Genomic DNA, 26,568 nt, shown 5'->3' with positions numbered 1-26,568 from the left:
TCGGCCAATCCTCCTTCAATAAGAAAAGTCGGCCCCTACTTTCCTGAAATAATTCTTACCCCGGACGTCCCCGGAGAGTCCTGCACTATAATCCACCAGCTTCACTACTCCAGGGAGAAACCACAGCGGCATGCCCATTGTGAGTTCTGCTGAGGCATACGTGAACTTACCCGCCGGATCAGTGCCGGTATTCAGGCGGATAAGTGCAAGCATCCGGGCCAATTGCTCCTCCCCTCCTCCATGCAGCAGAAGAAACAGCCGCAAATGATCACGATATGTAAGCTTCGCGGTCATATATTTGGATAAGGGAATCTCCCCGTTCCTGCAGAGCAGAAGCATGTCCTGAACAGTCTGTTCAACTCCATACAAAAGTGCAGCAGCCAGGACCGCCAGCGGATTACCCAGACTGGCTTTCTCTATCATTCCCTCCATAGTCCGTACGGCCAGCCGCAAGGCAAAGATCTCCCCATAAGCCGCTGCTACATTCCCGGCAGGATTATAGAAGCCATACAGAATATACTCCAGCTCCTGAGCCTGAGGATCAAGTTGTTCCCCGAGCTTTTCTCCGAATCCTTCCGCAGACCCGGAAGCCAGCGGAGTCAGCGCCGATAGATCAAAATGACGGAAATACATTGCTGAATACTCTGTTTGATACAATCTGTCCCTGGCGCCTTCCAGAACACTGCTCATCGCTGAGTACAAGCCGTCCATATTCTTCATCGATGATTTTCCGGCAGTATATTGATCACCGCTATTCTCGGTAACTGCCGCTTCCTGCTCTATACCCTCATTGAAAGAGACATTCTCCTCGTAGTATTGACGCAGACTACGGTACCGTTCCACGGCTTCTTCTGCGCTTTCACCCAGACCGCGGATCTCATTAAGCAGTTTCATGGCCTCCCCGAGCTTGGTTTTGGCCTGTTGCTCCGTTTGCCTGCGCCCACTGTCCGAAGTCCTGCGGCCATCAATCTGCGCGGCCTCAGCTGTAATAATGGATCCATGCTCGCCATAATTCTGTATATAACTATGAACTGTCCCTGAAGCATTCAGAACACCTGTAACCATGCCTGAATACTCTCCAGTTGCTCCTGATAATGCACTCAATACGGCTGGTAATCCGGATACTTCCGGCTCCAGGGTCATTGCAGCCCGTTCCTGTTCCCCTAAATTATTGTCCATAGTAATGAACTCGGATGATGGGAGAATAAGGCTTGCTGCTTGCTCCCTCAGCTTCCTGAGAGGTTCTGAATTCATTTCTTCCGCGCTCTCCGGGATGTCCCAGTTCCGCGCAGGATCATTTCCGGCAGTATCTGCGGCAGCCATTGACTGATCGAGCATGCTTTTCATCTGCCGGTTTAAATCCTCAGCCTTCGTAAGTGCTGATCTGGCCTCCTGTAACCGGGATTTATGGTCTGCCTGAACCTCAGCCAGAACACCAGGTATCCGGCTGATCAAATCTGATACTTGATTTCTATACAGCGATAGAACACCTGAGTACTTCGGCGATTTTTTAGTATCCCGGAACAAATCCTCGTAATATTTGGCGAAATAATCGTTATACATCGCCGGGATATCCGCTGCAGAGGCAATGGAGCCCAGCACAGTAGGATATATATGATCAGCAGGAGGATTCATCAGAAGCTTCTGCAGTTTCACTGTACTGTCAGCGGCCTCCCTTCTCTTCTGCAGCATAAGTTCCAATACTTCCTCACGCTGAGTATATAAAGGCTGCAGGTCTCCCAGTATCTGTGTTGTCTGTGAAGCCTCCGTCATTGCCGCAGACAGGGGCTTCAGCTTTCCTGCCAGCTCCAGTGCGAAATCAACAGGTGCTTTATACTTCATTTCTTCTATAATCTGCCGCCTGAAGATATCATAGCTGCCAAGCGGCCGGCTCCAGTTCAGCGAAGAGGAATCCAGCTTAACCGGCAGCAGATTAAACGCATCTGCCCGCCCGCTCTCATACAGATTATCGTTCAGCACCTTGGACAGCAGCTGATTTCCATCGTTACCGCCGAAGGCGAACAGAGCGTACCGGTCCCGTAAAGTAATATCATAAGAGGACATCACGGAGCGGATCGCGGCTCTCGCCAAACGTTCCTCCTGCACATTCACAGCCGCAATTCGCGCGTAATCTATGAGCACAGTGGTGAAAAGAAATACGAAAGCCAATATCATAATCAAAAAAATAGAGACAGATCCTTCAGTTGTATGCAGATATCTGAAAGTACACCTCACTAACCTTCCGGTTCTATTACTATCGCTACTTCTGTTGCTACTTCTGTTCCTAGTTCCGCTCCGCCTTGCGTAATTCCGGCAGCGGCTCGGGCTAGGAAGCTTGCTGAATAACTTGCATTCCTTGGAATGCAGCATCCGTTATCACCTCCCTCCAGCCCCATCCCCTGAACCAGTCCCGCTGAGTTATGGGCAGCTTAGTGCAGCTTGTCCAGCATGAGGGCAGCATTCTTCTTCTCCATGCCAGTGTCCTCCTTGCTGCCGGATGAATGATTCTTGAACTTGGACCCGTAGTAACGCATGAGGTCTACGGTTCGAATAAACTCAACAGGCTCAGTAACATAGGAGCTGGCAGAAACCTCGGGAACCGCCTCATCCGCCAATAATTCATCCAAGACCGGCAAACTCAACACCTTCTTTAATTCAGCACTGATCTTGCGGCCTGTAAGTCCGTAAGTGTAGCTAAGCTCTCCCGTCAGATTCAACGGGACAATCTTCGAAGCTTGCCGCAGCTTCACTAAGGGCAATTCGCCCCCATCCCCCGCTTCATCAGGCAGTACAATTGCCGTACTACCATTCTGTGCACCCTTTCCGAACAAGGACCCCAATAATCCATCTTCGCTGATTCTCCAGTACAGAGGATCATAATTGCCTGCCGCGAATTCCCCATCCACCGCCCTGTTGCTATTCTCCCAATTGTAGGCCGCACGTTCGGTTGCAGCTGAGCCCACCTGCAGAAGCATCGACTTCTGATAGCTGTAGAGGGAGAAAAACAGCAGCAGCATTGTGATGCACATAATGATCGGCAGCAGAAGCGAAGCCTCAATTGTGAAGCTTCCCTCCTCTTCCTGCAGAGGGATCACTCAAATACTTCCTGACTCTTATCTCCGGCAGTACTGATCAAGTCCTTAACTACCTTTACAATCTCTTCACGGAACACTAGCACTACCGCAATCAACACCGCAATAATCAGTATCATCTCAAGCGTGCCCAGTCCATCTTCATCTCTCCAAAAACTCCTCACACCTTCTGCAATCAGCGTCATCATATGCTTCTACCTCCTACATTTTTAACATCATCAGCGCCGGTGTCCCCACCAGCACAATCACAATTAAGAAGATAATCACCATCGGGAAGACCAGCTTTGAGGAAGCCTGTTCCCCGTGTGTCCGGCTGATAGCCTTCCGCTTCTCCCAGAGCATCCGCGACAGATCACGCAACGACAGAACAAAGTCAGCTCCGCCTCTGCGGTAATTTAGCAGTACTGTAGTTGTGAAGATGGAGACTTCCTGCACCGCACAACGTTTACTGAAGTTCTCAAACGCCTGCTGGAACGAATAGCCGCCTTCCCATTCCGCTGTCATCTTCAGCAGTTCAGCATACAGCGGATGGGCGTTGTCTCCCAGGCGGCTGTTGACACAGCGGAGAATCGCCCGCTGCACCGTCTCGCCGGCACCAACAAGCAAGACTAAACTATTCAGCAGCTCCGGCAGCTCAAGCAGGATTAGCTGCTCCCGCAGCCGCACCTTCTTGTGCAGGTCACTGACCATCGCAACCGGAAGTAGCACCGCCAAGAGGCCGCCAATTGAGATTCCCGCCTGCTCACCCGTAAACAAGGTCAGTGCGCTGCCTCCTGTGATCAACAGCCAGCTGTAGCTGAACATCTCTCCCATGAAAAGCAAAGTTCTTTCTGCGCTATGGCGCATGCCGTAGATCCGCTGCAGTGAGCGCTGAATTTTGAACATTACTGCCGGGATCAGGCTAACGACCTTCCCCTTCTCCACAAGCAGCAGGATAGGCTCGCCCAGCCACCGCAGCCGGAGCCCTGCCATGGGCAGCTCACGCAGCGATGCGTAGCGGCCGCCGCATTTGAAGCGCAGAATCATCCAGCCGGCGGTGAAGATAAGCATGACTGCAGCACATAACAGTGACATGTCAACCATCCCTCCTCTTCACAATGGAATATCCATGATCTTGGAGGTCCAGAGATAGCAGAGAAATAAGGCAATCAGCGCCAGTGTGGAGACCGCTATTCCAGCACCTGTATACATCGGCTGCATATAGTCTCCCGCTGTCAGGCTCATGAACATCACCATCATCAGCGGAGAGACCAGTAAGGCCTTGGCCTCAAATTTCTTCTGGGCAATACTGACCGCAATATCCTGCTGAATATCCAGCTTCTCTCCAATAATTGTAGAAGTGCGGCGCACGATCTCCACGAGATCCCCGCCCGTCCGCTTGCAGACCATGAATACATCTGCAAAACGTTCCACATCCTCCATGCCTGCCCTTTTGCTGAAATCATACAGTGCCTCTTCTACCGGCTCCCCGTACTCCATGCGGGTACAGATAATATTCAGCTCAGCGATCATGTCACCGCTGCCCTCCGGGTCAAGCATCCGCAGATCAAGCACCGCCTCGCGAAATGCATTCTCTACCGACCGTCCGGCGGATAGCGATGAAGAGAGCGAGAAAAGCATCTGCTTGAACTGCAGATTAAGCGCTGAGCGCCGGCGCTGGAGCAGGTATTTGCGCAGCAGGCGTGGGCCGGCTGCACTGCCCGGCACAAGCAGCACAGAGAGAAGCAGATGATGATAGAACAGGTAACCAAGGCCAAATAACAGTACACCACCCGTCACAATGACCAGAATTCGTTGCATGGCGTTCAATTCGTACCGGGTATAATCCGGAAGCACCGCTTGTTCGCCCGCAGCAGACCCGCCAGGCGGCTGAACCGGCTTTATTCCTTTCCCGAATATCCTTCTATCCGCTTTGGGTACACTCTGGCTTCTGTTCTTCAAGGCATTCAGGACATAACCTCCTCTGGTTTCCGGCTGGCTGCGCTGAAGCGCATCAATGAATAATCACTGAGTCCGGCCATTCGCAGTTTGTTTGTATGCAGCAGCGGATTGCCGCAGGCGGCAAGGCCGCCCAGTACCCGGCCATCCCGTTCTCCGGTTTCCCGAAATTCATATAACGGATTCAGCTCGACCTCTCCGCTTCGCAGACCCGCAACTTCACAAATCTCCATGACTCTGCGCGAACGGTCCCGCAGCCGTGAGAGATGTACGAATATATCAATCGCTGACCCGATCTGCTGACGGATTACAGCTACCGGCAGCTCCGCGGCACTGAGGACCATAGTTTCCAACCGGCTGACCATATCATGCGCACTGTTGGAATGGCCTGTTGATAACGACCCGTCATGGCCGGTATTCATCGCCTGCAGCATATCCAGGCACTCTGCTCCACGCACCTCACCAACAACAATACGGTTCGGCCGCATCCGCAGTGAAGTGCGGATCAGATCGCGGATGGTAATCTCGCCCCTTCCTTCCGTATTGGCATTTCTGGTCTCCAGCGAGACCAGATTCGGGACCGTGACAATCTGCAGCTCCGCAGAATCCTCTACCGTAATCACACGCTCCTGCGGCGGTATGAACTGCGACAGGGCATTCAGAAAGGTAGTCTTTCCTGAGCCTGTCCCCCCGCTGATGAAGATGTTGTACTTGGCCGCTACCAGAATCTGCAGCAGCTCTGCGGCTTCCTGACTGAGCGCTTCACGCTTCACAAGTTCGCCCATGGTCATAGGCGTCTCAGGGAACTTGCGGATAGTCATTGCCGGGCCCCTTAGCGCAGCAGGCGGCAGCACGATATTGACACGCGAACCGTCCTGCAGCCGGGCATCTACAATTGGCGAAGACTCATTCACCACCCGGTTAACGCCTGAGACTACAGTCTGGATAATATCTTCCAGCCGGCTTCTGGATTCAAATGCCAGCGGCAGTCTGCGGAGCATGCCGTCCTCCTCCACAAAGATCTCCTCATGGCTGTTGATCATAATCTCGGTAATGGCCGGATTATCTATCAGCGGCTGCAGGATATCCAGCCCCCGGAAGGAGTCGAACAGCTTCTTCACCAGCTCGTGCTTCTCCTTGGCCGTCAAAAATTGCAGATTGTCCCGTCCAAGAATAATCCGTTCAATAAAAACGGCAAGCTCATGGTTTCCTATGGCCGAAGTAACGTCCAGCCCTGCCCGGATGTCGCTGCGCAGTGCTCTGAACATTTCTTCATTCATGCAGAACTCCCGGTAAATACGCCCGGCAAAGCCGGTTCAATTATGCTTCTGCAGAGCTGCTGTACTCCCGCTATGAATTGAGGTGAGCTCAGGCACAGCTCTCCGTAATGCTGCATCCCCCAGGAAGGAATATACGGAAGTGTACCCGCCAGCCCGGTTCGGGCATCCGCCGGGTTGTCATTCACCGCATCCGAACAGCAGTTCATCACGAATCTGCTCCTGGCTCTCAGTTCCGGGGGCATGCCGGAATGCGGGCTGTCGAAGTAGGTAAGCCAGCGTTCCGTCTTGTGCCGGCTTACCTGTTCATTCTTCAGTACCCACAGCAGGAGTCCGCATCTGTGTAATACAGCCTGAGCCCGCTCCTCCTCAATGCTTCCGGTATCCGCAATGATCACATCATAGCTTCCGGACGCAGCCAGCCCTTCTAATATCTCCAGCGTATCCTGCCGTGACATCTGGAGCATTTCCCTGAAATTCTCCACAGGTCTGAATGCATCACAACGCAGGCTATCATGCCTGAACGCATAATCCTTCCATAAGGGCTTCCCCCTCCCTCCCTTGTTCTCTCCCCCAGCCTTGAGTTCGTAGAGCAGGCGTTCAAAGCCCGGAGCGTTACCGCCCGGCATCCGCAGATATAATCCGCTGCTGTCCACACTCTCCAGGTTGAGGTAGAACACCGAGAGGCCGAGTGCACCAAGCTGCTTCGCCATATTCAGGGCAAGCGTTGTTTTGCCGCTGCTGCCGCTTGCCGAGACAACCCCCAGCAGCAGTGTTTGCTCCTTGGGAGCAGCAGCAGTCCTGACCCGCTTCAGATCACACAGCTGGAGAACGGACTCCAGCAGCGAGGGAAGCGCCTGGTATTTGGCAATCCTCATTCCTCCTGCCACATTACCGGCATTCGGCAGATCTCCCGCATCACTCAACACTGCCCACGGAACCGTGCTCCTTCCTTCCACCAGCCAGGCTTCAATGAAGGAAGGGTCACCGGCAACGGCATCCGGAATCTCGTCTCCCTTCATAAATTCCATAAAAGTGTCCAGCCTGCTGAACGCTGTGATCCGCAGCATTTCCCCATACTCACTATGGTGAAGATAATGCAGCAGCGGTTCAATGTACTCGCTCTCCCGGACTGCAAGTACAATTCTTGCCGTCATGAAATCACTCTCCTCTCAGAATATTGGCAAAAATGGCAGCAAAAAAAGCACCGCCAATAACCGTGGGATACGGTCATTGAACGGTGCTTCCGTTACTGTTCCTATAATTTACAGCTATAGTAGCATATATATAAGAGCTCAGCAATATCTTTTTTACCAATATCCGAGTGAACCCCCCAGAATCCCCCTACCTTACATGTCCTGCAAGGGATATGTGATCATTCTCCGCGTACCTTTATAATACATACGTACATACATAAGTTAGTCCAGATTATAGAGAGGAGTTTCACAATTATGAAACTAATTCCCGGATTCCTTGCCGTTCTTGCCTTATCCGGTGCAGTCAGCTTATCCGCTGCCGCAGCAGAACAACCTATTACAGTCCTGATTGATCAGCAGAAGCTGAACCTGAGTTCCAGCTCGCCGGTCAAAGACAACGATTCTATCCTCGTGCCTATGCGCCCGATCTTCGAGAAGCTGGGCCTGGAGCTTACCTGGGATGCCAAGACCAGCACCGTCACCGCCAGTAAGGAAGGCCTGAGCATCAAGCTGCAGATCGGCAGCAAAAAAGCCAGCGTGAATGGAACGGTCAAGTCGCTGGTATCCGCTCCCCGGATGATTAATAATGTGACGTATGTCCCGCTGCGCTTCGTCAGTGAAGCTACCGGCAACCAGGTGAGCTGGGATGCCAAAGCTAATACCGTAGCGATTACCAGCGCAGTAGACACTGCTGCATCCACCAAAGAAATCTCAGCCCTCTTCGATAAGTATGCCGACTATTTGAATAATGAGAATGCCAAAGGTTTCGTGTCGCTTATCGATCCGCAATCTCCGCTAACCGCGATTGGTCCGCAGCTTGAGGAACAAATGGCGGAGTATGATACCAAGACCACCATTGAGCAGCTGAACATTATTGATGTGCAGAAGAGTGAAGCAACTGTGCAGACGATCGAAACCAGCAAGAAGCTCGGCGGTGCTTTTATGCTGAACAGCAAAGCTGAGTACATCTATTCCCTGACCCGGAGTACCGGCAGCACACAGTGGCAGATCAGCAATCTGCAGATCAAAGCAATAGAGTATTCCCTTCCGGAGGGGACACTCGAAGCAGCAGTTTCGGTCCCCAAAGCTGACGAAGATCTGATCAATGCTGTGGTTCAGGCTAATTTTGATTATACCAACAAAGAGAACCTGGACGGCCTGCTCTCGACCATTGACGAGACTTCTCCCGCATATACTCAGACCAAACAGGTGTATGCCCAGATGTTCCAGGTCTATGATCTGGATTCCGCTATCGATTCTTCCAAGATCATTGATTATACAGCCGATGAAGCCTCCTTATATCTGGTGCAGACGACCAAGAAACTAAGCGGTCCTGCGTTACCGGATAGCCGCTCCACCACTGTGACAACCCTGAAGAAGTCTGCTGACGGCAAATGGAAGCTTTCCCAGAGCTATATGCTTAAGACAGAACCTCTGAAGCCGTAAGGCCCCGTTCAGGAAGCACGGAATTCATCTGTGTCAAAATCTTCTTACCAAAAAGCAGTGCCGTCCTCTGAGAGGCGGCACTGCTTTTTATTAAACCCGGTTTCCCGCTACAGGAATCTCCGCTTCAGATCCGGTGACGGGAGCAGACATTGCTCATCCCTGCCGAACCAGCGGTAGCGGTTCCTTGCCACAAGCCTGTACAAGGCGTTACGCAGCGGTTTCGGCACCAGGATGAACACATATGCGAGCGGCCACGGAAACCGCAGTCTGCGGGCAATCCGCAGCACTGCAGCCGACTCTGTATAATAGCTGCCGTTCTCCACAAGCACCACTGTGTTTAACTGATTGCCGGGCAGGCTGCCAGCCCTCAGCAATTCCTTGGCCGCCTCACTCTGCAAGGAGGCGAACATGAAGTTCGCCCGGGGATCACGGGGAACAATAAACCGGACCAGCCCCTGGCACAGATGACAGACTCCATCAATCAGCACAATGGATTTACCCTGCATTTCCTTGTACTCTTCAGCCACTTCGCCGCCCCCTTCCTCTTAATCATAGTGTACCCTTCATATCCTCTTCTGAAAAAAAACAAAAAACGCGGGATAGCTCCCGCGCCTACAACGTCCGTACGTGTAATTATTCAGCAATTGCCTTGTTAATCCACTCGTCCCCGATCATTTGCCCTTCGAAATCAGCTGTGAAGGAATCCATGCATCTGCAGATGAAATCTTTGCGGCATACCGGACATGGCGTCTTGAGCAGGCGGCTGATGTTCGTCATTTTCCATTCCGGAAACCGATTGTAGAACGCGCGGCACTCCGTTCCGTCAGCAAGCTTGATAATGAACTCGTACAATCCTTCCTTATCATTGCTGCTGGCTTTGGTCACATTCGTAATATTCGGTCTGTAAGACATCTTCATCACCCATTATTTAAATTTTTGGTAGTTAATAGCACACGCGACATTAACAGATACTTAGACATATTAAAGAATTTCCGGGGTGATGTCAACCAAACAGCAAGCTCGCGCCCGCTATTTATTGCACTTCTAACCTTCTCCGACTCTATTTAGCCATTATTCCCAGCTTTGTTCATTCCTACCCGTTGTTTCTGCGGCTCCACATAGTATAAGACCGGACATCGGCTGTCCGGCCTTATATTGGAACATATCATTTTCAATGATATAACTACACCATACCTTACAGTACGTTCAATTCAACCTCAATATTTCCGCGGGTCGCCTTCGAATACGGGCAGAAATCATGTGCTTTCTTCGCCAGATCTTCCGCTACAGACCGTTCAATACCCGGCAGCTTCACATCCAGTTTAACCGCAAGCTTGAAGCCTCCGTCGCTCTCGTCCTTGCCAATCAGCACGTTGGAAGTGATCTCCACATCCTGCAGCTTCACGCCCTCCTTACGGGCAATGTTGGCTAGCGCACTCTCATAGCAGGCACCATATCCCGCCGCGAACAGCTGCTCAGGATTCGTACCGGCACCGCCGGGACCGCCCAGCTCCTTCGGAATTTTGAGGTCATGCCTAAGGGCTCCATCCGATGATTCCACTGAACCCTCGCGGCCCCCGCGAACCGTTGCTGTAGCTGTATATAACGCCTTCAGGTGCACTGCAGTCATCTTTGATCTTCTCCTTTTTCAAGCGGATTTTGTACGGACACATACCTTTAACTTAAACATCTCCTGCATTTTGAAACGATTATGCAATGTTGTCACAACCTGGAGGGTTGCTTCTGACGGTGAATAGTGTACAATTAAATTGTGATAAATCAATGTACGGGAGGAATTATCCATGAGTGTCTATGATTATGAAGCCAACACCCTTAAGGGCCAGGAAGAATCACTCTCCAAATACAAAGGTAAAGTACTGCTCGTCGTAAACACAGCCAGCAAATGCGGTTTCACTCCTCAATATAAGGGTCTCCAGGAAGTGTACGATAAATTCAAAGACCGCGGTTTTGAAGTCCTCGGGTTCCCGAGCAACCAATTTGCCGGACAGGAGCCGGGTGAGAGCGAAGACATCGCCGAGTTCTGCGAGATTAATTACGGTGTAACCTTCCCTATGTATGAGAAAATAAATGTTAACGGCAGCGAAGCTCATCCCCTGTTCAAATATCTGTCCAAAGAAGCACCCGGCGTACTCGGCTCGAAGAGCGTGAAATGGAATTTCACTAAATTCCTGGTGGATCAGGAAGGCCGCGTGCTGAAGCGGTTCTCACCGCAAACCACACCGGACCAGATTGAAGCAGACATCGCCAAGCTGCTGGAGTAGAGCGACCTAATTCATCTGTCTGCCGCAAAATACAAACACCCTTACTGCCCGAATGAATGCCGGGTGTGAAGGGTGTTTTTTTCATCATAAGCTCACCGGTAAGCTATCTGTCATTAGCCCCGGCCAAGCCTTACCTTATCTAGCCAAGCGCATCTGTTCACGTACGTCCTTCCAGGATATCAATCGGATTTCTTCGTCCACCAGCAGCTGTCTGAATTCCTTGTCCATACACAAGTTATATTCCATCTCTCTTTTGGCCGAAGAGGGGGTAAGGGTGCGCATTTCGGCAGTGTCCCTTGAAGGGTGCACGACCAGCTCCGTTATTCCTGCTTTCATTTCTTGGATGGCCTGCGATAATTGCCGCCTCACATCAGGATACCCCTCCCCCTGCTCATGCTCATAAGGCAGAATGATTAAATCATCAATCAGCGGGATTCCCCGGCGGTCTGCCGAATGAATCCGTGCCCGGAATAACTCCCGCTGCTGCGAGGTGAAGAAGGGCTGGTTCACAATATTGCGCGGTAGCTTAAACGGCAGCCGGTATTCCTCACACAAATCGAAGGCCAGCTCCAGAAAATCACGTCCGCCCGCCAGTCCCAAAAGACTGCCCTCATGACTATCCAGGTGTGTCGGATCAATCCCCATCCGTATGGCGGCTTCGATCTGATTGCGTACTTCAGTCCTGACTGCTTCTTCAGCAGCCTGATGCTCCACTTCAGCTGATGTCCCCCAAAAGTCCCCCTCTTGAGTGATTAACGATTGAACCCTTCCATCTCTCGTCACCGGCCCCCACTTATACTGCGGGAAACTGGAAGTAAGCGTAAGATGCACACCGATATTCGCTTCGCGGTTATGTGCGGCATAGTCAGCTGCCTGCTTAGCCCAGGGACCCGGCACCATGATCATAGCCGAAGTAATGGTACGCGCCTCCCACAGCTCCATAATCGCCTCATTCATAGAATGGCACATGCCGAAATCATCCGCAGTAATAATCAAATAACGCCCATTCGTACACCGTCGCTTATTCAAGTCTTCACTCCGTTCCTTATGCACAATCCTCATCCCCTTCCTATTTGACTCCACTCCATGCAGCTGCAAACCCAAATAAACAGCAGAAACCTGAAATCCCTTATTCGGAATTTCAGGTTTCTGCTGTTACATGTTATGCGGTAGAGAGGACTCGAACCTCCACGGGTATACACCCACTCCCCCCTCAAGGTTGGGGTTACATTTGATGCATTCCGATCAAGCAAACTTACAAAAACGTGGACCTAACCCTTACCTACTTGAAAGCGGCATTTACAATCCCCCTTCAAAATTGACCTTGATTGAATTTGTTGTAGAATGCAAAACTAAAAATGCATAGGCTGATCTCTCTTCATAACGCTGAAAACATACCACCATCATTTAAAAATCATATATTGCCAGCAGTTGGCCATCTTTAACTTGAAAGCCTGGTGCAAGAACAGACAAATTGGATGGAACACTTTCAAGTGGAACAATTGAGTACATTTATCACATAATGAAGAATATCTAAAATCGTGCTAAGGATTGAGGCATACTTACCAAAAGTCCTGGAATCCATTAAAAAGCCAAAAGCAACCCTGCAGAAGCTAAAGTTTTATGAGAGTAAGAGGCTGCAGTTATAATAACCTTTCTTTATAAAGCACCTCTCATGTGGAGATTATTCTGCATTCGCGCTATCCTTGAGGGATTTGGACAAGGGGAATTATTAGTTCTAGAATGATCGGAAGTAGATTTTGAAAACCATACTATCCAATCAATAAAAGCATCTCGCTCCAATAAATAGAATATCAGGCCCCCCATTTTAGAATACATGGCAAAAAAAAAGCACCCGAAGGCGCCTTTCTCCCTGACTGTCGAGTGCTAACCTTAATATATTCAATAAGCCTAATTAGCATCAAGCAGGTGCCGGAACAGAAATACCATATTCAGCAGCAGCAGGTTTTCGGATTCTCTAAGCGGAATGCCCAGATGCCGTTCCAGCTTCTCAAGCCGGTATGCTGCCGTGTTACGGTGGATGTATAGCCGGGAGGACATTTCATTCATGTGGCCGTTGCAGGACACATACGCTTCCAGTGTCAGCAGCAGTTCAGGATCGTACCCATCCCCTGCCAGCAGGCTGCCGAGATAGCGGTCGACGTATAGCCGCATCTGCTCTCTGGGAATCCCGTGGATAAGCAACAGGAGATCTTCTTGAACGGCGGACAATCCGCCGGCTGTTGCCATCATCGCTTTCCCTCCTTCGAATGGACCTGTGCCGTTTACCATCAGCCTCATCACAGGCTTATATTCGTAGCTCCCGAATATACTGCCTTGAGTTCCCTTCCGTCCCCTGGATTTAGAAGCTCTTCATCTTCGCTATACATCATCCGGCCCCGCAGCAGCGTCTTCTTTACCTTGCAACCGAACCTGCGGCCGATATACGGTGAATGCCGGTGCTGCTGATATAGGTCCGATGCCTGCAGCGTATATGAGGCGTTCAGATCGACGAGCGCCAGATCGGCGTCGCAGCTTACTGCGATGCGTCCCTTCACCGAGGCCAGTCCGAACCGCTCGGCGGGAGCCCCTGACATCAGGCGTGCCAGCTGCGGCAGCGGAATGCCTCTTTTCAGATGTCCTTCATCCAGCATTAGCTCAAGTGTGCTCTGTACACCTGCGATGCCGCCCCAGGCTTCGAACATATCCGGGCTGGTCTTCAACTCTGCCGGACAGGGCGAATGATCGGAAGCCAGGAAATCGAACCAGCCCTCCTGTAATCTGTTCCACAACCGGGCTTGCTCTTCCGCGTCACGCAGGGGAGGCGCACATTTAGCCACCGCGCCTATGGCTGCGAAGTCTCTGTCGGTCAAGCAAAGATAGTGGGGGCAGGTCTCCAGCGTCACATCGAGTCCCGACTTCCGGGCATCCCGTATGCGTCCCGCAGCAGACTCGCTGCTGATGTGGACAAAATGCAGACGGCATCCGCTTTCGGCCGCATAACGCAGCGCCGTCTCCACTGCCTCCACCTCCGCCTCTATGGGGCGGGAAGCGGTATAGCCCTCCGCACCGAGACGTCCCTGGCTGCGGGCTTCCCGGGTTAGGCGTGATACGGTAGACTCATGCTCCGCATGGAGTGCCAGTACCTTTCCCGTCTCAGCGATAATCCTCATCCCTTCTTTGAGGGTCCGGTCGTCGGAACGTCGGAACGCTTCCTTGTCCTTGTCACCCGGAGAGGACATGAATGCCTTGAACCCGATCACTCCTGCCTGCGCCAGCAGCGGCAGCTCCTTTAGATAGCCGGGCATCAGTCCGCCCCAGAAGCCGTAATCGGTATAAGTTCTACCTGCCGCACACTCCCTCTTCCGCTGAAGTGCCCTGAGGGTAATGGTCGGAGGAATGCCATTGAGCGGCATATCCAAAAAGCAGGTTCCCCCGCCGGCTGCAAGCGCGCCTGACCCCGTCCGGAATCCTTCCCAGGATTCAAGTCCAGGCTCATTGAAATGCACGTGTGAGTCAATTACACCAGGCATCACCGTCAACCCTCGGGCATCCACTACCGTGGCTCCTGCCGGATCGATGTTCTCCGAGATTTCAGCAATTACTCCATTTACAATGCCGAGATCCTTGCGTTCTACAGCTACTTCCGTAACGATAGATCCTCCGGTGATGACGAGATCATACGATGTCGCGGATTCCATGCCCTCTCCTCCTGTTCATGCTGAATGTAACCGCGTATACCCGCAGCACCCTACGACTGGATTCCGATCAGCCTTGCCGGATTGGTGGCTACCATCCGGTAAATATCATCCGGGGAGAACTGATAATCCAGCATGCTGGCGATCATTGTCCTCATTCCCTGTACCGGTGTTGACGCCGCGCGGATGCCGTAGTCGGTGCCGAGCACGAACTGGTCGATTCCGACTTCGCGGATGGTCTTCATCCATTTTGTCGCATTTGAGAAGCGCCCGAGCTCCGCACCCATATCCATGTATTCCCGTTCCACATAGTAATGCGTCCGGGGAACATCAGGATACAGCCAGTCCACAAGGCAGGCTTCCAGAAAAGCGCCCCTGGCCGCCGCCGCTTTCTGCTCCTCTATGGTCATCTGGCCGCGCACCGGATGGGCGATCAGCACCTTCGCAATGCCATACTGTTCCGCAAGATCCAGCAGACGGAGCGCCTCCGGGACAGATACATGCCCCGTGTTCAGGTACACCTCCGGATGTTCAGCCACCATGCTCAGAATTTCGTCCAACGCTTCCGGAACAGGTCCTTCCAGCGGGATTGATGTCGCCACAGGCAGCTCTTTCTCTGCAAACTTCGGAAAAGCGTCCTTGAACGGAACCAGCTTCCCGTCGATAAGTGTAGACTCCCGTTCGGCGGAATGCCGGGTACAGTGCGATCCGAAGCTGATGAATCGGCAGCCCTCCTCCATATGCAGTGCAGTTTTCACCGAACGCGGGTTCATGCCGCCATGGCAGGAATTCATCAGATAACCTCCATACGTATGAATGCCTGGAACATGCCGGTTCACGACCCAGGCCATTCCTGAGGCCCAACCAAAGACATCATAGTACACAATGCTTTTCATGCCTGCAGCAGCTGCTTCCTGTGCCACCTGGATCGGATCAAGATGCCCGGGGTTCGAGTTCAGCACAGGACCGGCATGCACATGACTGTCAATGGCACCGATCAGCAGCTCATCCGGCAGCTCCATCGATCTGCGGTAAAAGGATTCATTCCATTTCGAACGGTCGGGTGTCCGCAGTTGTGGTTGTTCTTGATTGTGATCATTATTCAGCATATTATTCCCTCCATTGGCGTGAAGTTAAGGTGGTCGTGCGATTTATCCCTTGACTGCGCCGGACATGACGCCGGCGATAATACGCGAACTGAATGCAAAATATATAACGGTGACAGGAAGCATGGACAGGACCATTCCCGCCATCAGCTGCGGATAGTTGGTACTGTGCTGCGACTTGAAATACGACATTCCGAGCGGAACTGTCCGCAGCGACTCATCCTTGAGCAGCACCAGTGCAAAAGAAAATTCGTTCCAACAGGAGAAAAACTGCAGAATCGCGACCGTGGTCAGCACCGGTACGGCGATCGGGAAAATAATGCAGAACATGGTTCCGCTGAAGCTGAGGCCGTCGATGGAAGCAGCTTCCTCGATCTCTCTCGGAATGCTGACCACGTAGCTGCTAACCAGCATGATTGGAAGAGACAGGTTAAAGGCAATATACGGGATGATCAGCGTATACCACTCGTCTGCCAAGCCAAAGTTCTTAAACAACAGATAGATCGGAACAAGCAGCGCATGAATCGGCACCAGTATGCCAAACAGGTAATAGAAGATCATTGCTTTCTTTCCCTTGAAGTCGAGCCGGGCTGTGATGTAACCTGTTACGAACGAAATCGCCGTAATGCCGATAACCGCCAGGAATGTCACTCTCGCGCTGTTCCATGACAGCTGGAGCATATTTGTAATCTTGATGGCTTCCAGATAATTTCCGAACTGCGGCGCACTAGGCAGGCTGAGAATGTTATTGGCGAATTCCGCCTGTGTCTTCAGGGATGAATAACCAATCCAGAGAAGCGGTATAATGCAGCTGGCGGTAAAGAGCAGCATTAATACGTTCACCACCAGCTTGGCCGGACCCGGAAGCAATCGGCGGGAGCTACGCTGCGATTTTAATTCCAGTTGGAGTTCCATTAGTACGCACCTCCCTTTTGATTCTCCCGGCGCTGAAGCGCCAGTGTGCAGAGCAGGATCATGAGCATAGTGAGTGCAATAATGGCAATAGCAAGCGCAGAACCATATCCATAACGGAAGCGCATGAACGAAGTTTGGTACGCATACAACGCCATCACTGAGGATGCATTGCCCGGACCGCCTCCGGTCAGTGCGTAGATATGCTCGAAGCCGCGCATATTATTGGCGATGCAGAGCAGAGAAGCAACGACCAAGGTTGGCTTGGCCAATGGAATGATGACATACCATGCCTTACGAATACCCGTAGCCCCGTCCAGCTCGGCAACCTCCAAAACTTCCTTGTTAATCGACGATAGTCCCGCCAGCATCAGCAGTGTAAAGAATCCGATATTTTGCCAGGACAGAGGAATGGATACCTGCAGGACAATCGGACCTGTCAGATCGAGCCAGGATTGCACCAGGTCACCAAGACCAAGCTTAATCAGTCCGGCGTTCAGGAGTCCGTAGTTATAATTGTAGATCAGCATCCACAGGAATGCGATGATTACGGGGGCCAGTGTGGATGGAAAATAACTCATCGTCCGGTGCAGCCCTTTTAGCTTTACCATTTTGGACATCAGCAGCAGAGCAAAAACAAAGGCAAACCCTACTTGTCCAATCAGCCCGTACACCGTCATCAGCACATTGTTCATAAATGAATGCCAGAACACATCATCTTGAAGAATTTCCATGTAGTTTTCTATGCCGATATACGTTTTTTTGGGTCCACCCGTCCATGAGTAAAAGCTGTAACGGAAAGCGGCAAGTATCGGAACCAGCACGACAAAGGAATATATTATAAGTCCCGGAAGTAGATATGCCAGAAGCACCCATCCCTTCGGGCGCAGCGCCTTGCCCATTTCCTCACCCCTCTAAAAATAATCTCTGGAATCCGGCTCTATCCCAGTCTGGCCCTAACGGTATCTTAGTTCCGCTTAAGGATTGGCCAAGAAGGTATCATAAGCCTTCTGGGTTTCCTGGGCCAGCTGTTCCGGCGTACTGGAACCTGCCATAACGCCTTGAATTCCGGTATTGATGACTTCAACGATCGAGGCATCGAACCAGAGGTCGAAGATTTTAGTTGCGTCGGCTGCCGCACTGGCCTCATAAGCCGCGAGCGCTACCGGATGCAGCTTGGCCGTATCGAATGCTCCGGGATCAAAGGCCGGGAAGCCTCCGACTTCCGCCATCAACTTGGCGCTGCCGGAACCGGTCATATAATCAAGCATGGTCATGATGGCATCAAGCTTCTCACCCGCTTGTACGCCCGCATTGACGCTGTAATAGACGCCGGCACCTCCGGATGAACTCAGCGGATTACCAAGTCCCCCGTCGACACCGGGGAATACGGCAACTCGTGTGGCTGCAGTTATTTCTGCCGGTGCATTGTTCACAACGTTCATCGCTGACCAGATGCCGCTGACGAATGCCGCGGAGCGGCCTTCGAAGTAATAGTTCACCATAGTATCGGAATCAATAGAATTCAGATCCTTGTTCAGGTAACCGGCCTTGGCCAGATCACTCATTATACCGATAGCCTGTACGAAGCCCTTGTCTGTGAATTTCGCTCCGCCTCCTGTCAGGATGGACTCGGTCCATTCCGGTCCGCTTATCCGGTCGGTCAAGGCGCTGATCCAGCTGGACAACGCATATCCTTTGGACTTGTCCCCGTATGAGAATAGGTTAATGCCTTTCTCCGCCAGCTTTCCGCCGGCGTCCATCAGCTCCTGCCAGGTCGCCGGGAACTGGTCGTATCCGATCTCAGAGAACATATCTGCGTTGTAATAGATCAGATGGGTAGGCCCAGCAGCAATTGGAATGCCATACACCTGACCTTCGCGTGTTCCGGCATCCAGTGTTCCTGCCCGGTAACCGTCGCGCCACTCCACACGCTTGTCCAGTTCGGCGTTCAGGGGGAGCACGATTTCGTTATCCACAAAATTTGTCATCCATGAGCCGGGGACGATGAATACATCGGGCATATCGTTGGCCGCGGCCAGCGCCTGGGCCTTGATGGAGTAATCCTCGTTTTGAAGCTGCTCTTCAACGACCTTGACATTCGGATAATCTGAACGGAACCGCTTCAGCCCGTCAAGCACTGCAGTATCCTCCGGGCTTTTGCCGATATTGGACTCCTGGTACCTGTGCATCAGTGTTATCGTGATGGTGCTGCCGCTTTCAGCCGCTGCTCCCTCATTGGCTTCGCTTCCGCAAGCGCTCAGTACAGTTGTTGCCGCCGTCATCATACCCAGCATGATTGCCCATTTTTTCAAATCTCCCCACTCCTTTGTATGCATCTTCTGATTGTTTAGAATCCGAAATTGGATACAATTCTGCCCAAAAAAAATCATCTCTGAAAAATCTCTTTGAAATTCAGGACATTTGTCGTCGTTTCAGTAAAATTCAGCGAGCGTTCGATTTGCCAGAGATGCTCCTCCATAATATGGGCAGCCCGCTCTCCGTCCTGCCGTAGAATGGCCGCTAATAACTCCTCATGATCATGGCAGAAGCTCTGATTCGTTCCGTACAGGGAAATAATAACCGAGGTGAGCGAGATCAACTCCTCCAAAAAATGATAGTAATAATAGTTATCCGCCAGCTCCGCCAGCTTTAGATGTATATCTACTGTGACATCCAGTGCACCGACAATATCACCTACATGACTAGCCTGGTGCTCCTCCCGAATAAGTATCTCCAACGGGCCAAGTTGCTGCGGCTTCACGATCGTGCACAGCTTCCGGACCATTGAGGTTTCGATGACCCGCCTCATTTCGAAGACCTCTTTTGCCTCATCAACGCTGGGACAAGAGACAAAGGCCCCTCGATATGGAATGACTGTAACCAGCTTCTCCATCGCCAGTCTTCTCAGCACATTCCTTATAGGCGTACGGCTGACCTGAAAGGCTTCAGCAAGCGCATCCTCAACCAGCTGTGTATTCGGCAGCAGCTTGTGCTGCGTGATCGCGAGTTTAATGTCCCTGTAGATCTCCATCTCCTTTCTTTTAGTCATATCCGGCATCACTCCGTCTCTCATTAGAGATACAAACTAATCAAGAATGGATTCTTAATTGAATACAATGATAGTTTTAATGTACATCAACGTCAATATATGTGACATATTTTCGTAAAAATGCACAATAAAACTTCATAAAAGCTCCGTGTTAAAGAAAAAGAATTGATAAAACGTATAATACCTAACATATAATTCTGAATGTTTCCGTCATATATACAAAACCTGATATTAACCTCACATGGATGTACGCGACAAAAATATGAAAAAACAATCCGGGAAATCGGATTGTTTTTTCATATTTGTTGCATCTTATTGTTATGAACGATCCGTCCCGATTGGAGAACCGTGTCATTTTGTTAACCGCCGGTACATCTCCCCGGCAAGCGAGTGCTGCCTCTTGGATAGCCCATCCACCATCATGCCTGTTCCCGGGTTAATCAAGCTTGCGGAAAAGCTCGAAAATCAGTTACGTCAAGTAGTGGTATTATTGAAATACCCTTAGCAGTTGAGCTTTCATTTCCCCTTAGATAAATATCCGTCAACAATTCGTCAACAAAGGTAAACCAGACTCGCAAATGTCAGTTCTTTGACATTAGAGTAAAGGGCTGAACAAATTCAGCCCCTCCTCATCAAACCGTACGTGAGGTTTTCCCTCATACGGCTTTCCGATGTTCGTCATTCATGGGCATGCAGTTTACAACAGCCTTTGACATTAGAGTAAAGGGCTGAACAAATTCAGCCCCTCCTCATCAAACCGTACGTGAGGTTTTCCCTCATACGGCTTTCCGATGTTCGTCATTCATGGGCATGCAGTTTACAACAGCGTTTTTGGTCCATACTGGACGGCAATATATTTAACCTCTTTCAGTGACCCCAACCATCTTCTGTGTTGTCTATTCTTGGTGTACCACCAGGTTAATCGCTGCAGAATATACCAATCCAACTTGGCTAATCTCTTTTGGCTCGTGGGGGCTTGGCCCCTCCCACGACCGGACTCTCACCGGCTAGATGATGAGTGCTTAACTGGGCACGCTAAATAATAAAAGCAAAAAAAACCTTGAAACCTCAAGGTTTTTTTGCTCATTAAAAGTTATGCGGTAGAGAGGACTCGAACCTCCACGGGTATACACCCACTACCCCCTCAAGATAGCGTGTCTGCCATTCCACCACTACCGCGCGGTGTGTACAAATGTTTTTTTTTGCTCATTAAAAGTTATGCGGTAGAGAGGACTCGAACCTCCACGGGTATACACCCACTACCCCCTCAAGATAGCGTGTCTGCCATTCCACCACTACCGCGCGGTGTGTACAAATGTTAAAGCTTTGTTTGAGGCCAACATTCAATATTATAAATCCATTGCCGCAAAAAGTAAAGATGCCCTTTTAAGAATTTTCACTCCTGTCAGAGCATCCCTTATTCAAATAGAATTCCCGTCATCCTCCTTGCGCTTACGGTACTCTGTAAATTCAATGTATTCCTTGATAAACTCCTTCTCTTTCTGCAGCAGTTCATCCGTTTGGCAATTCAATTGCCGTATTTGGCCAAAAAAATAATCCTCTCCGCTTTCTTTCACAGTGTCCACATTCCGCTTGCCCAGAATCAGCCAATCGAGGCTGACATTAAAAAATGCGGCAATCTCAATCAGCTTATGCGTGCCGGGCGTCGACTTGCCCCGCTTCCAGTCCCCCATGTTCCCGGTGCTGATGTTCAGCTGCTCACAGAAAGCTTTCTTCGTAAGTCCTTGCCGTTTGATCAGAGATTCAATTCGTTCGTAAATGGAGTGCATTCGGTAACCCGCCTTCCGCCAAAATGTTTTATACGTAAAAACGTTATTTTTTTATTGTAAAATGACGTAAAAAAGTATATAATTAACTATTATTATGTCTTTTCCTAATTATAACATAGCGGCTGGATAGTCGATAAGAGGTGAGTGATCTGAACAGCAAACGACCTATTACTCCATATGGCTGGGCTATCAAACAGCGTCTGACAGAACTGCATTTGGACCAGAAGAAATTCTGTGAGTTACACGGCATCCCACCCTATCGGCTGTCCAACCTTATTCACGGCACACGCAAAGCCGACCGCTACCGCCGCCAAGTCGCCGAACTGCTGAACCTCCCGCCATCCTAGCTTGTCATTCCTGCACCACCCAAGGAGCGATTACCATTGCCGGATAGTATCTCTTCTTCCATCATTCAATCCCTGAATGCCATGAAGCATAACTCGCTGGTAATCGGCAGCACTGGAGACATCCGTTTCGCCAGCGATCACTGGGAAGACTTTAACCGGCTGTACGGCTTCTCAAGTGCTGGGGACTGGCTCGAATTGAATGTGCTGGAGCTGTTTCGGCAAAAGCTGGCTGATCCGGACGGGATGGTGAAGCTCGAGCAGCTGCTGTGTGATATTTTCAAGGGAATCCGCCTTGTTGCCAGCGCTCAGCTAACACTACTGACCGGGAATAACGGCAGCAGAATATTTCACCTGGATATTTTCCCGCTCCTTACTGAACAACAAGCACCCGCGCATCAGACTGCCGTCCTTACACTGCGTGATATTGGACCTTCCCCTAATGCAGAGGAATCTGCCGGTCCTGCCCTTGTAACCCAGTGCTCCAGCGTCGTCCATCTACACCCAAGCCCCCAGCTCGTACCCATCTGTGCAGCCTGCAAATCAGTCCGCAGCAGCCAGGAGGAATGGATCACCATTGAACGTTTCCTGAAGCTGCAGCTCTCTTTACAGTTCACCCATGATATCTGCCCGGACTGCATCCGCGAGCTGTACCCGAAATACGCCGCGGCTCTGAAGTGGTGACACGTTCCCCCTCCAATTCATTGGCGTATCTTCGCTTTCCTCTTAATCAGGATCATTCTTTGAATATCTTCAAGCTGGAGGGCATTTTCGACCCTTATCCATAACCATCTTCCGTCATGAAACTGGGCTGCAGTATCAAACACTGAACGGAAAGAGCCGCCGAACTCTGCACATCTGTCCCGATATACTTCAATCTCCTTTTTTCCAAGGACAAGCAGGACGGTAAAGCCTTTTTTTTCGGGGAACATGCAAAATAGAGTTTTTCCGCTTTTACGGTACCTAACGTTCCAGCCGTAATTCTTCCCGCCGTAGTTCCATTCTGCTGCATGGTCGTAATTCTCCGCTGCAAAGCTCATTAACCCGGCCCAGGCATCCTTCGCTTCACTGCCAAGCGATGAATACACCTCGTCTTCCGTTGGCATTAGGCTTTTATCGATAAACCGGTCACTGTTCATACCTACACTCCCCTGAATTTATGATCCAAAGCAAGCATTAACAGGCTGTCATTATGAATATTGTAGCATTATATTGCAAAAAAAACGGAAACCCTTATCGCTAAGGATTTCCGTTCTTCATTACTTATGTATGCGGTAGAGAGGACTCGAACCTCCACGGGTATACACCCACTACCCCCTCAAGATAGCGTGTCTGCCATTCCACCACTACCGCATATTGGTGACTCGTATGGGATTCGAACCCATGTTACCTCCGTGAAAGGGAGGTGTCATATTGCAAAAAAAACGGAAACCCTTATCGCTAAGGATTTCCGTTCTTCATTACTTATGTATGCGGTAGAGAGGACTCGAACCTCCACGGGTATACACCCACTACCCCCTCAAGATAGCGTGTCTGCCATTCCACCACTACCGCATATTGGTGACTCGTATGGGATTCGAACCCATGTTACCTCCGTGAAAGGGAGGTGTCTTAACCCCTTGACCAACGAGCCAGATGAAAAGTTTGTGTGTTTGTCACAACAAAAATGAGTATATCAAACCTTAATGAATTTGACAAGCTTTATTTTATCAAGAAAATATCAGGGAGAGTTGGGCGTGCAGCTTCCGCTTCTCCCCATCCCAGCCCCGCCTTCCCGCGAGGCCGAAACTATATTCTCATTCTTAAATGCGTCCGCCAGCGGCAGCTAGTACGCGGATTCCATCCGCGCATTCATAGCCCAGACTTTGCGCTACTGCAGGATTCGTTACGTGTCCAGCCACCACATTCAGGCCGCGCGCAAGCGCCGCATTGTTGACCGCAGCCACATGAATGCCATGATTGGCAATCTGCAGCGCATAGGGGATCGTCACATTGGTCAGCGCCAGTGTAGAGGTCCGGGCGACCGCCCCCGGCATATTGGCCACCGCATAGTGCACCACGCCATGCTTCACATAGGTCGGGTTCTCATGGGTTGTAATCCGGTCGATGGTCTCAATCGAGCCGCCCTGATCAATCGCCACGTCCACGATCACAGAACCCTCTGCCATTTGCTGCACCATATACTCTTTGACCAGCTTCGGCGCACGGGCACCGGGAATCAGTACAGCCCCGATCAGCAGATCGGCTTTGCGGACAGCCTGCTCAAGATGATAAGAATCCGACATCACCGTAATGAGCCTACCGCCAAAAATATCATCCAAAGCCCGCAGCCGGTTCGCATTCAGATCCAGGACTGTCACGCGTGCCCCCATCCCCAGGGCAATCTTCGCCGCATTGGTGCCGACAATACCGCCGCCGACAATCACTACCTCTCCAGGCTGAACTCCCGGCACACCGCCCAGCAGGATGCCCTTGCCGCCCTGCGGCTTCTCCAGCAGCCCGGCACCGATCTGCACAGCCATCCGTCCGGCAACCTCGCTCATCGGGATAAGCAGCGGCAGGGAGCCATCTTCAAGCTGGATGGTCTCATACCCTACCGCTGTCACCCCGCCCTCCACAAGCGCCTTGGTCAGAACCGCCTCCGGCGCCAGATGCAGGTATGTGAAGAGAATCAGCCCTTTGCGGAAATAAGCATATTCCTCCGGCAGAGGCTCCTTCACTTTAATGATCATCTCCGCCTTGCCCCAGACTTCCGCAGCGGTGTCCAGAACTTCAGCACCTTTATCCAGGTATTCTTGGTCATCGAAGCCGCTGCCTGTGCCGGCAGAGGCCTGGACGAACACTTCATGTCCCGCCTTCCGGAGTGCTTCTACCCCGGCCGGGGTTATGGCGACGCGGTTCTCATTATTCTTGATTTCTGCGGGTACGCCAACAATCATGCTGATTCCCCCTCAAAGTTTTGTGAGCATAACCTTCCTTGATATAACATCGGCAAACTCGCTTCGGAAGCATAGGCTTAGTTTGGTGAGCATAGCCTTCCTGTGATATGCGAAAAGAAAGGCTCAGAATTGAGCCTTTCTCTTCTCAGCTAAGGTGATGCAGGAGGCCGCACGGCCTCCTGCGGTTTAGAACCCCAATTCCCTTCACCTTAGTATATGCGGATTTCCTTCTTAAGGATTAACCTTTGTTTCGAAGGTCTGTTTACCGTCAACGAATTTCAGAACGACAGCCGCTTTAACCGGGTCATGTGTTTCGTTCAGGGTAATTTTGCCTGTAGCGAGCTGCAGATCTTTGGTTGCTGCCAAAGCTTCTGTAATTTTGGCCGGATCAGCTTCACCGGCACGGGTGATGGCATCAGCCACCAGCTTCAGTGCATCGTAACCAAGGGCAGCCATACCATCCGGAACTGCACCGCCGTTAGCTGCTTTGTAGGCTTCAACGAAGCTGGTTACTTCAGTAGCTGTATCTTCAGGCGAGTAGTGATTGGACATGTAAGTGTTCTCCAAGGCTTCTGCACCGGCGATTTCAGCCAGCTGCGGGGAATCCCATCCGTCTCCGCCCAGGAATGGAACGGTGATGCCCATTTCACGGGCCTGCTTCACGATTTTACCAACCTCTTCATAGTATCCCGGCAGGTAAATTACATCCGGGTTAGCTGCTTTGATACGTGTCAGAACGGCTTTGAAGTCAGAGTCTTTCTGTTGGTAGGATTCCTGGCTCAGCACTTCGCCGCCTTTAGCTTTGAAGGTCTCTTCGAAGAACTTCTGCAGACCTTTGGAGTAGTCACTCGAAGTATCTGTATAGATTACTGCTTTTTTGGCTTTCAGGGAGTCGATTGCAAAGTTAGCCATCACTTCACCTTGGAAAGGATCGATAAAGGCCGCCCGGAACACATATTCATTCACATTGCCACTGCGCTCATCTACAGTAACTTTAGGGTTGGTGGCACCTACTGCAACGAGTGGAATCTTCTTCTCGGTAGCAACCGGAACGATACCCAGCGTATTGGTAGAAGTGGAAGCACCAATGATTGTAACAACCTTATCATTGGTAATCAGCTTCTGTGCCGCCTGTGTAGCTTCTTCAGATTTCGAAGCGTTGTCAGCTATGACCAGCTCGAGCTGTTTGCCCAGGATCCCGCCTGCAGCATTGATCTCGTCAACAGCCAGCTTCGCGCCCTTTGATGCGGAGTCGCCGAAAGAAGCTTGACCGCCTGTGAGCTCAAGGTCAGCCCCGATTTTGATTGTGCCTCCGGCAGCATTTCCGCCGCTTGCAGAGTTACCGCTGTTCTCTGTGTTGTTGCCACAGCCCGATGCTAATACCGCAGTCAGTACTGTCGACAAAATAATGGCCCCAATTTTCTTCATTGTTTCTCCCAGCCTCCCGATTAATTAATTTTTATATGTTGTTTCTGTGATGCTGCTGTAGTTAGGCG

26 protein-coding genes and 5 tRNA genes are annotated in these 26,568 nt (G+C 51.1%); 4 read left to right on the top strand and 27 right to left on the bottom strand.

Annotated features, from left to right (window positions below):
- Positions 1 to 15: 15 nt before the first annotated feature.
- From QW71_RS09000 to QW71_RS08970, 7 genes are all read right to left on the bottom strand, one after another.
- Positions 16 to 2,091: a hypothetical protein gene (locus tag QW71_RS09000; protein WP_052769941.1), complete on the bottom strand. Its 2,076-nt coding sequence runs from the start codon at positions 2,089 to 2,091 to the stop codon at positions 16 to 18.
- 338 nt (positions 2,092 to 2,429) lie between these two features.
- The gene (locus QW71_RS08995; protein WP_039296377.1) at positions 2,430 to 3,095 is read right to left on the bottom strand and encodes a TadE family protein; all 666 of its coding nucleotides are present in this window, start codon (positions 3,093 to 3,095) and stop codon (positions 2,430 to 2,432) included.
- Positions 3,092 to 3,280 carry a Flp1 family type IVb pilin gene (locus QW71_RS08990; protein ID WP_039296374.1) on the bottom strand — a complete coding sequence of 63 codons (189 nt, stop codon included), beginning with the start codon at positions 3,278 to 3,280 and terminating at the stop codon, positions 3,092 to 3,094. The genes QW71_RS08995 and QW71_RS08990 overlap by 4 nt, the downstream gene beginning before the upstream one ends.
- Positions 3,281 to 3,293: 13 nt before the next feature.
- Entirely contained in the window at positions 3,294 to 4,166 is an 873-nt protein-coding gene (locus QW71_RS08985) for a type II secretion system F family protein (RefSeq protein WP_083442478.1), read from the bottom strand.
- 18 nt (positions 4,167 to 4,184) lie between these two features.
- The gene (locus tag QW71_RS08980; protein ID WP_039296556.1) at positions 4,185 to 4,976 is read right to left on the bottom strand and encodes a type II secretion system F family protein; all 792 of its coding nucleotides are present in this window, start codon (positions 4,974 to 4,976) and stop codon (positions 4,185 to 4,187) included.
- Positions 4,977 to 5,038: 62 nt separating this feature from the next.
- Entirely contained in the window at positions 5,039 to 6,310 is a 1,272-nt protein-coding gene (locus QW71_RS08975; protein WP_039296368.1) for a CpaF family protein, read from the bottom strand.
- Complete coding sequence (locus QW71_RS08970) at positions 6,307 to 7,464, bottom strand: hypothetical protein (protein ID WP_039296366.1); 1,158 nt, start codon at positions 7,462 to 7,464, stop codon at positions 6,307 to 6,309. Before QW71_RS08970 ends, QW71_RS08975 begins: the two co-directional genes overlap by 4 nt.
- Before the next feature lie 294 nt (positions 7,465 to 7,758).
- On the opposite strand from QW71_RS08970, the gene QW71_RS08965 reads away from it, so the two are divergent.
- Entirely contained in the window at positions 7,759 to 8,949 is a 1,191-nt protein-coding gene (locus QW71_RS08965; RefSeq protein ID WP_039296364.1) for a copper amine oxidase N-terminal domain-containing protein, read from the top strand.
- Positions 8,950 to 9,056: 107 nt separating this feature from the next.
- Here the strand turns inward: QW71_RS08965 and QW71_RS08960 are convergent, their stop codons facing one another.
- The 3 genes from QW71_RS08960 to QW71_RS08950 all read right to left on the bottom strand — a co-directional run bounded on the left by QW71_RS08960 (position 9,057) and on the right by QW71_RS08950 (position 10,564).
- Positions 9,057 to 9,455, bottom strand: a complete 399-nt coding sequence (locus QW71_RS08960; protein ID WP_039296554.1) for a thiol-disulfide oxidoreductase DCC family protein — start codon at positions 9,453 to 9,455, stop codon at positions 9,057 to 9,059.
- Positions 9,456 to 9,582: 127 nt separating this feature from the next.
- A complete protein-coding gene (locus QW71_RS08955) occupies positions 9,583 to 9,861 on the bottom strand; it encodes a hypothetical protein (RefSeq protein ID WP_039296361.1) in 279 nt (92 codons plus the stop codon).
- Positions 9,862 to 10,144: 283 nt separating this feature from the next.
- Complete coding sequence (locus QW71_RS08950; protein ID WP_039296551.1) at positions 10,145 to 10,564, bottom strand: organic hydroperoxide resistance protein; 420 nt, start codon at positions 10,562 to 10,564, stop codon at positions 10,145 to 10,147.
- Between the two features lie 187 nt (positions 10,565 to 10,751).
- Between QW71_RS08950 and QW71_RS08945 the strand changes: the two genes are divergently transcribed.
- The gene (locus tag QW71_RS08945) at positions 10,752 to 11,231 is read left to right on the top strand and encodes a glutathione peroxidase (RefSeq protein ID WP_039296358.1); all 480 of its coding nucleotides are present in this window, start codon (positions 10,752 to 10,754) and stop codon (positions 11,229 to 11,231) included.
- A gap of 135 nt (positions 11,232 to 11,366) precedes the next feature.
- Here the strand turns inward: QW71_RS08945 and QW71_RS08940 are convergent, their stop codons facing one another.
- The 11 genes from QW71_RS08940 to QW71_RS08890 form a co-directional block, all read right to left on the bottom strand.
- Entirely contained in the window at positions 11,367 to 12,260 is an 894-nt protein-coding gene (locus QW71_RS08940; RefSeq protein WP_160311789.1) for a polysaccharide deacetylase family protein, read from the bottom strand.
- Positions 12,261 to 13,142: 882 nt separating this feature from the next.
- Positions 13,143 to 13,484, bottom strand: a complete 342-nt coding sequence (locus QW71_RS08935) for a CdaR family transcriptional regulator (protein WP_039296352.1) — start codon at positions 13,482 to 13,484, stop codon at positions 13,143 to 13,145.
- 47 nt (positions 13,485 to 13,531) lie between these two features.
- Complete coding sequence (gene allB / locus QW71_RS08930; RefSeq protein ID WP_039296350.1) at positions 13,532 to 14,932, bottom strand: allantoinase AllB; 1,401 nt, start codon at positions 14,930 to 14,932, stop codon at positions 13,532 to 13,534.
- A 50-nt stretch (positions 14,933 to 14,982) separates the two neighbouring features.
- The gene (locus tag QW71_RS08925) at positions 14,983 to 16,038 is read right to left on the bottom strand and encodes a DUF6282 family protein (RefSeq protein WP_039296347.1); all 1,056 of its coding nucleotides are present in this window, start codon (positions 16,036 to 16,038) and stop codon (positions 14,983 to 14,985) included.
- Between the two features lie 42 nt (positions 16,039 to 16,080).
- Positions 16,081 to 16,950 carry a carbohydrate ABC transporter permease gene (locus QW71_RS08920; protein ID WP_047013694.1) on the bottom strand — a complete coding sequence of 290 codons (870 nt, stop codon included), beginning with the start codon at positions 16,948 to 16,950 and terminating at the stop codon, positions 16,081 to 16,083.
- On the bottom strand, positions 16,950 to 17,849 hold the full coding sequence (locus QW71_RS08915) for a carbohydrate ABC transporter permease (protein ID WP_039296344.1): 900 nt from the start codon (positions 17,847 to 17,849) through the stop codon (positions 16,950 to 16,952). The genes QW71_RS08920 and QW71_RS08915 overlap by 1 nt, the downstream gene beginning before the upstream one ends.
- A gap of 75 nt (positions 17,850 to 17,924) precedes the next feature.
- Complete coding sequence (locus tag QW71_RS08910; protein WP_039296341.1) at positions 17,925 to 19,262, bottom strand: extracellular solute-binding protein; 1,338 nt, start codon at positions 19,260 to 19,262, stop codon at positions 17,925 to 17,927.
- 74 nt (positions 19,263 to 19,336) lie between these two features.
- On the bottom strand, positions 19,337 to 19,999 hold the full coding sequence (locus tag QW71_RS08905; RefSeq protein WP_039296546.1) for a GntR family transcriptional regulator: 663 nt from the start codon (positions 19,997 to 19,999) through the stop codon (positions 19,337 to 19,339).
- Positions 20,000 to 21,095: 1,096 nt separating this feature from the next.
- Positions 21,096 to 21,178: transfer RNA gene (locus QW71_RS08900), tRNA-Leu, on the bottom strand.
- 40 nt (positions 21,179 to 21,218) lie between these two features.
- Positions 21,219 to 21,301: transfer RNA gene (locus QW71_RS08895), tRNA-Leu, on the bottom strand.
- 119 nt (positions 21,302 to 21,420) lie between these two features.
- Positions 21,421 to 21,789: a helix-turn-helix domain-containing protein gene (locus QW71_RS08890; RefSeq protein WP_039296338.1), complete on the bottom strand. Its 369-nt coding sequence runs from the start codon at positions 21,787 to 21,789 to the stop codon at positions 21,421 to 21,423.
- A 149-nt stretch (positions 21,790 to 21,938) separates the two neighbouring features.
- On the opposite strand from QW71_RS08890, the gene QW71_RS41255 reads away from it, so the two are divergent.
- Positions 21,939 to 22,136, top strand: a complete 198-nt coding sequence (locus tag QW71_RS41255) for a Rha family transcriptional regulator (RefSeq protein WP_076242814.1) — start codon at positions 21,939 to 21,941, stop codon at positions 22,134 to 22,136.
- A 36-nt stretch (positions 22,137 to 22,172) separates the two neighbouring features.
- Positions 22,173 to 22,817: a hypothetical protein gene (locus QW71_RS37860; RefSeq protein ID WP_052769940.1), complete on the top strand. Its 645-nt coding sequence runs from the start codon at positions 22,173 to 22,175 to the stop codon at positions 22,815 to 22,817.
- 17 nt (positions 22,818 to 22,834) lie between these two features.
- Here the strand turns inward: QW71_RS37860 and QW71_RS08880 are convergent, their stop codons facing one another.
- The 6 genes from QW71_RS08880 to QW71_RS08850 all read right to left on the bottom strand — a co-directional run bounded on the left by QW71_RS08880 (position 22,835) and on the right by QW71_RS08850 (position 26,500).
- Positions 22,835 to 23,272: a DUF3788 domain-containing protein gene (locus tag QW71_RS08880; RefSeq protein WP_039296336.1), complete on the bottom strand. Its 438-nt coding sequence runs from the start codon at positions 23,270 to 23,272 to the stop codon at positions 22,835 to 22,837.
- 131 nt (positions 23,273 to 23,403) lie between these two features.
- Positions 23,404 to 23,486 (bottom strand) — tRNA-Leu (locus QW71_RS08875).
- A 118-nt stretch (positions 23,487 to 23,604) separates the two neighbouring features.
- Positions 23,605 to 23,687: transfer RNA gene (locus QW71_RS08865), tRNA-Leu, on the bottom strand.
- Positions 23,688 to 23,691: 4 nt separating this feature from the next.
- Positions 23,692 to 23,766, bottom strand: a tRNA-Glu gene (locus QW71_RS08860).
- A 169-nt stretch (positions 23,767 to 23,935) separates the two neighbouring features.
- Positions 23,936 to 25,072 carry an alanine dehydrogenase gene (gene ald / locus QW71_RS08855; RefSeq protein WP_047013693.1) on the bottom strand — a complete coding sequence of 379 codons (1,137 nt, stop codon included), beginning with the start codon at positions 25,070 to 25,072 and terminating at the stop codon, positions 23,936 to 23,938.
- Positions 25,073 to 25,303: 231 nt separating this feature from the next.
- A complete protein-coding gene (locus tag QW71_RS08850; RefSeq protein WP_039296333.1) occupies positions 25,304 to 26,500 on the bottom strand; it encodes an ABC transporter substrate-binding protein in 1,197 nt (398 codons plus the stop codon).
- Between the last annotated feature and the right edge of the window lie 68 nt (positions 26,501 to 26,568).

Origin of the sequence: Paenibacillus sp. IHB B 3415 (assembly GCF_000802655.2) — a bacterium.
Lineage (GTDB): Bacteria > Bacillota > Bacilli > Paenibacillales > Paenibacillaceae > Paenibacillus_AQ > Paenibacillus_AQ phytohabitans.
This window is presented reverse-complemented; position numbering and strand designations above follow the sequence as displayed.

Excerpts from the sequence above, each read along its gene's own strand:
- QW71_RS08990 (WP_039296374.1), bottom strand. The coding sequence starts at position 3,280 with ATGATGACGCTGATTGCAGAAGGTGTGAGGAGTTTTTGGAGAGATGAA.
- QW71_RS08985 (WP_083442478.1), bottom strand. The coding sequence starts at position 4,166 with ATGTCACTGTTATGTGCTGCAGTCATGCTTATCTTCACCGCCGGCTGG.
- QW71_RS08975 (WP_039296368.1), bottom strand. The coding sequence starts at position 6,310 with ATGAATGAAGAAATGTTCAGAGCACTGCGCAGCGACATCCGGGCAGGG.
- QW71_RS08970 (WP_039296366.1), bottom strand. The coding sequence starts at position 7,464 with ATGACGGCAAGAATTGTACTTGCAGTCCGGGAGAGCGAGTACATTGAA.
- QW71_RS08965 (WP_039296364.1), top strand. The coding sequence starts at position 7,759 with ATGAAACTAATTCCCGGATTCCTTGCCGTTCTTGCCTTATCCGGTGCA.
- QW71_RS08960 (WP_039296554.1), bottom strand. The coding sequence starts at position 9,455 with ATGCAGGGTAAATCCATTGTGCTGATTGATGGAGTCTGTCATCTGTGC.
- QW71_RS08955 (WP_039296361.1), bottom strand. The coding sequence starts at position 9,861 with ATGTCTTACAGACCGAATATTACGAATGTGACCAAAGCCAGCAGCAAT.
- QW71_RS08945 (WP_039296358.1), top strand. The coding sequence starts at position 10,752 with ATGAGTGTCTATGATTATGAAGCCAACACCCTTAAGGGCCAGGAAGAA.
- QW71_RS08935 (WP_039296352.1), bottom strand. The coding sequence starts at position 13,484 with ATGATGGCAACAGCCGGCGGATTGTCCGCCGTTCAAGAAGATCTCCTG.
- allB (WP_039296350.1), bottom strand. The coding sequence starts at position 14,932 with ATGGAATCCGCGACATCGTATGATCTCGTCATCACCGGAGGATCTATC.
- QW71_RS08925 (WP_039296347.1), bottom strand. The coding sequence starts at position 16,038 with ATGCTGAATAATGATCACAATCAAGAACAACCACAACTGCGGACACCC.
- QW71_RS08920 (WP_047013694.1), bottom strand. The coding sequence starts at position 16,950 with ATGGAACTCCAACTGGAATTAAAATCGCAGCGTAGCTCCCGCCGATTG.
- QW71_RS08915 (WP_039296344.1), bottom strand. The coding sequence starts at position 17,849 with ATGGGCAAGGCGCTGCGCCCGAAGGGATGGGTGCTTCTGGCATATCTA.
- QW71_RS08905 (WP_039296546.1), bottom strand. The coding sequence starts at position 19,999 with ATGACTAAAAGAAAGGAGATGGAGATCTACAGGGACATTAAACTCGCG.
- QW71_RS08890 (WP_039296338.1), bottom strand. The coding sequence starts at position 21,789 with ATGCACTCCATTTACGAACGAATTGAATCTCTGATCAAACGGCAAGGA.
- QW71_RS08880 (WP_039296336.1), bottom strand. The coding sequence starts at position 23,272 with ATGAACAGTGACCGGTTTATCGATAAAAGCCTAATGCCAACGGAAGAC.
- ald (WP_047013693.1), bottom strand. The coding sequence starts at position 25,072 with ATGATTGTTGGCGTACCCGCAGAAATCAAGAATAATGAGAACCGCGTC.
- QW71_RS08850 (WP_039296333.1), bottom strand. The coding sequence starts at position 26,500 with ATGAAGAAAATTGGGGCCATTATTTTGTCGACAGTACTGACTGCGGTA.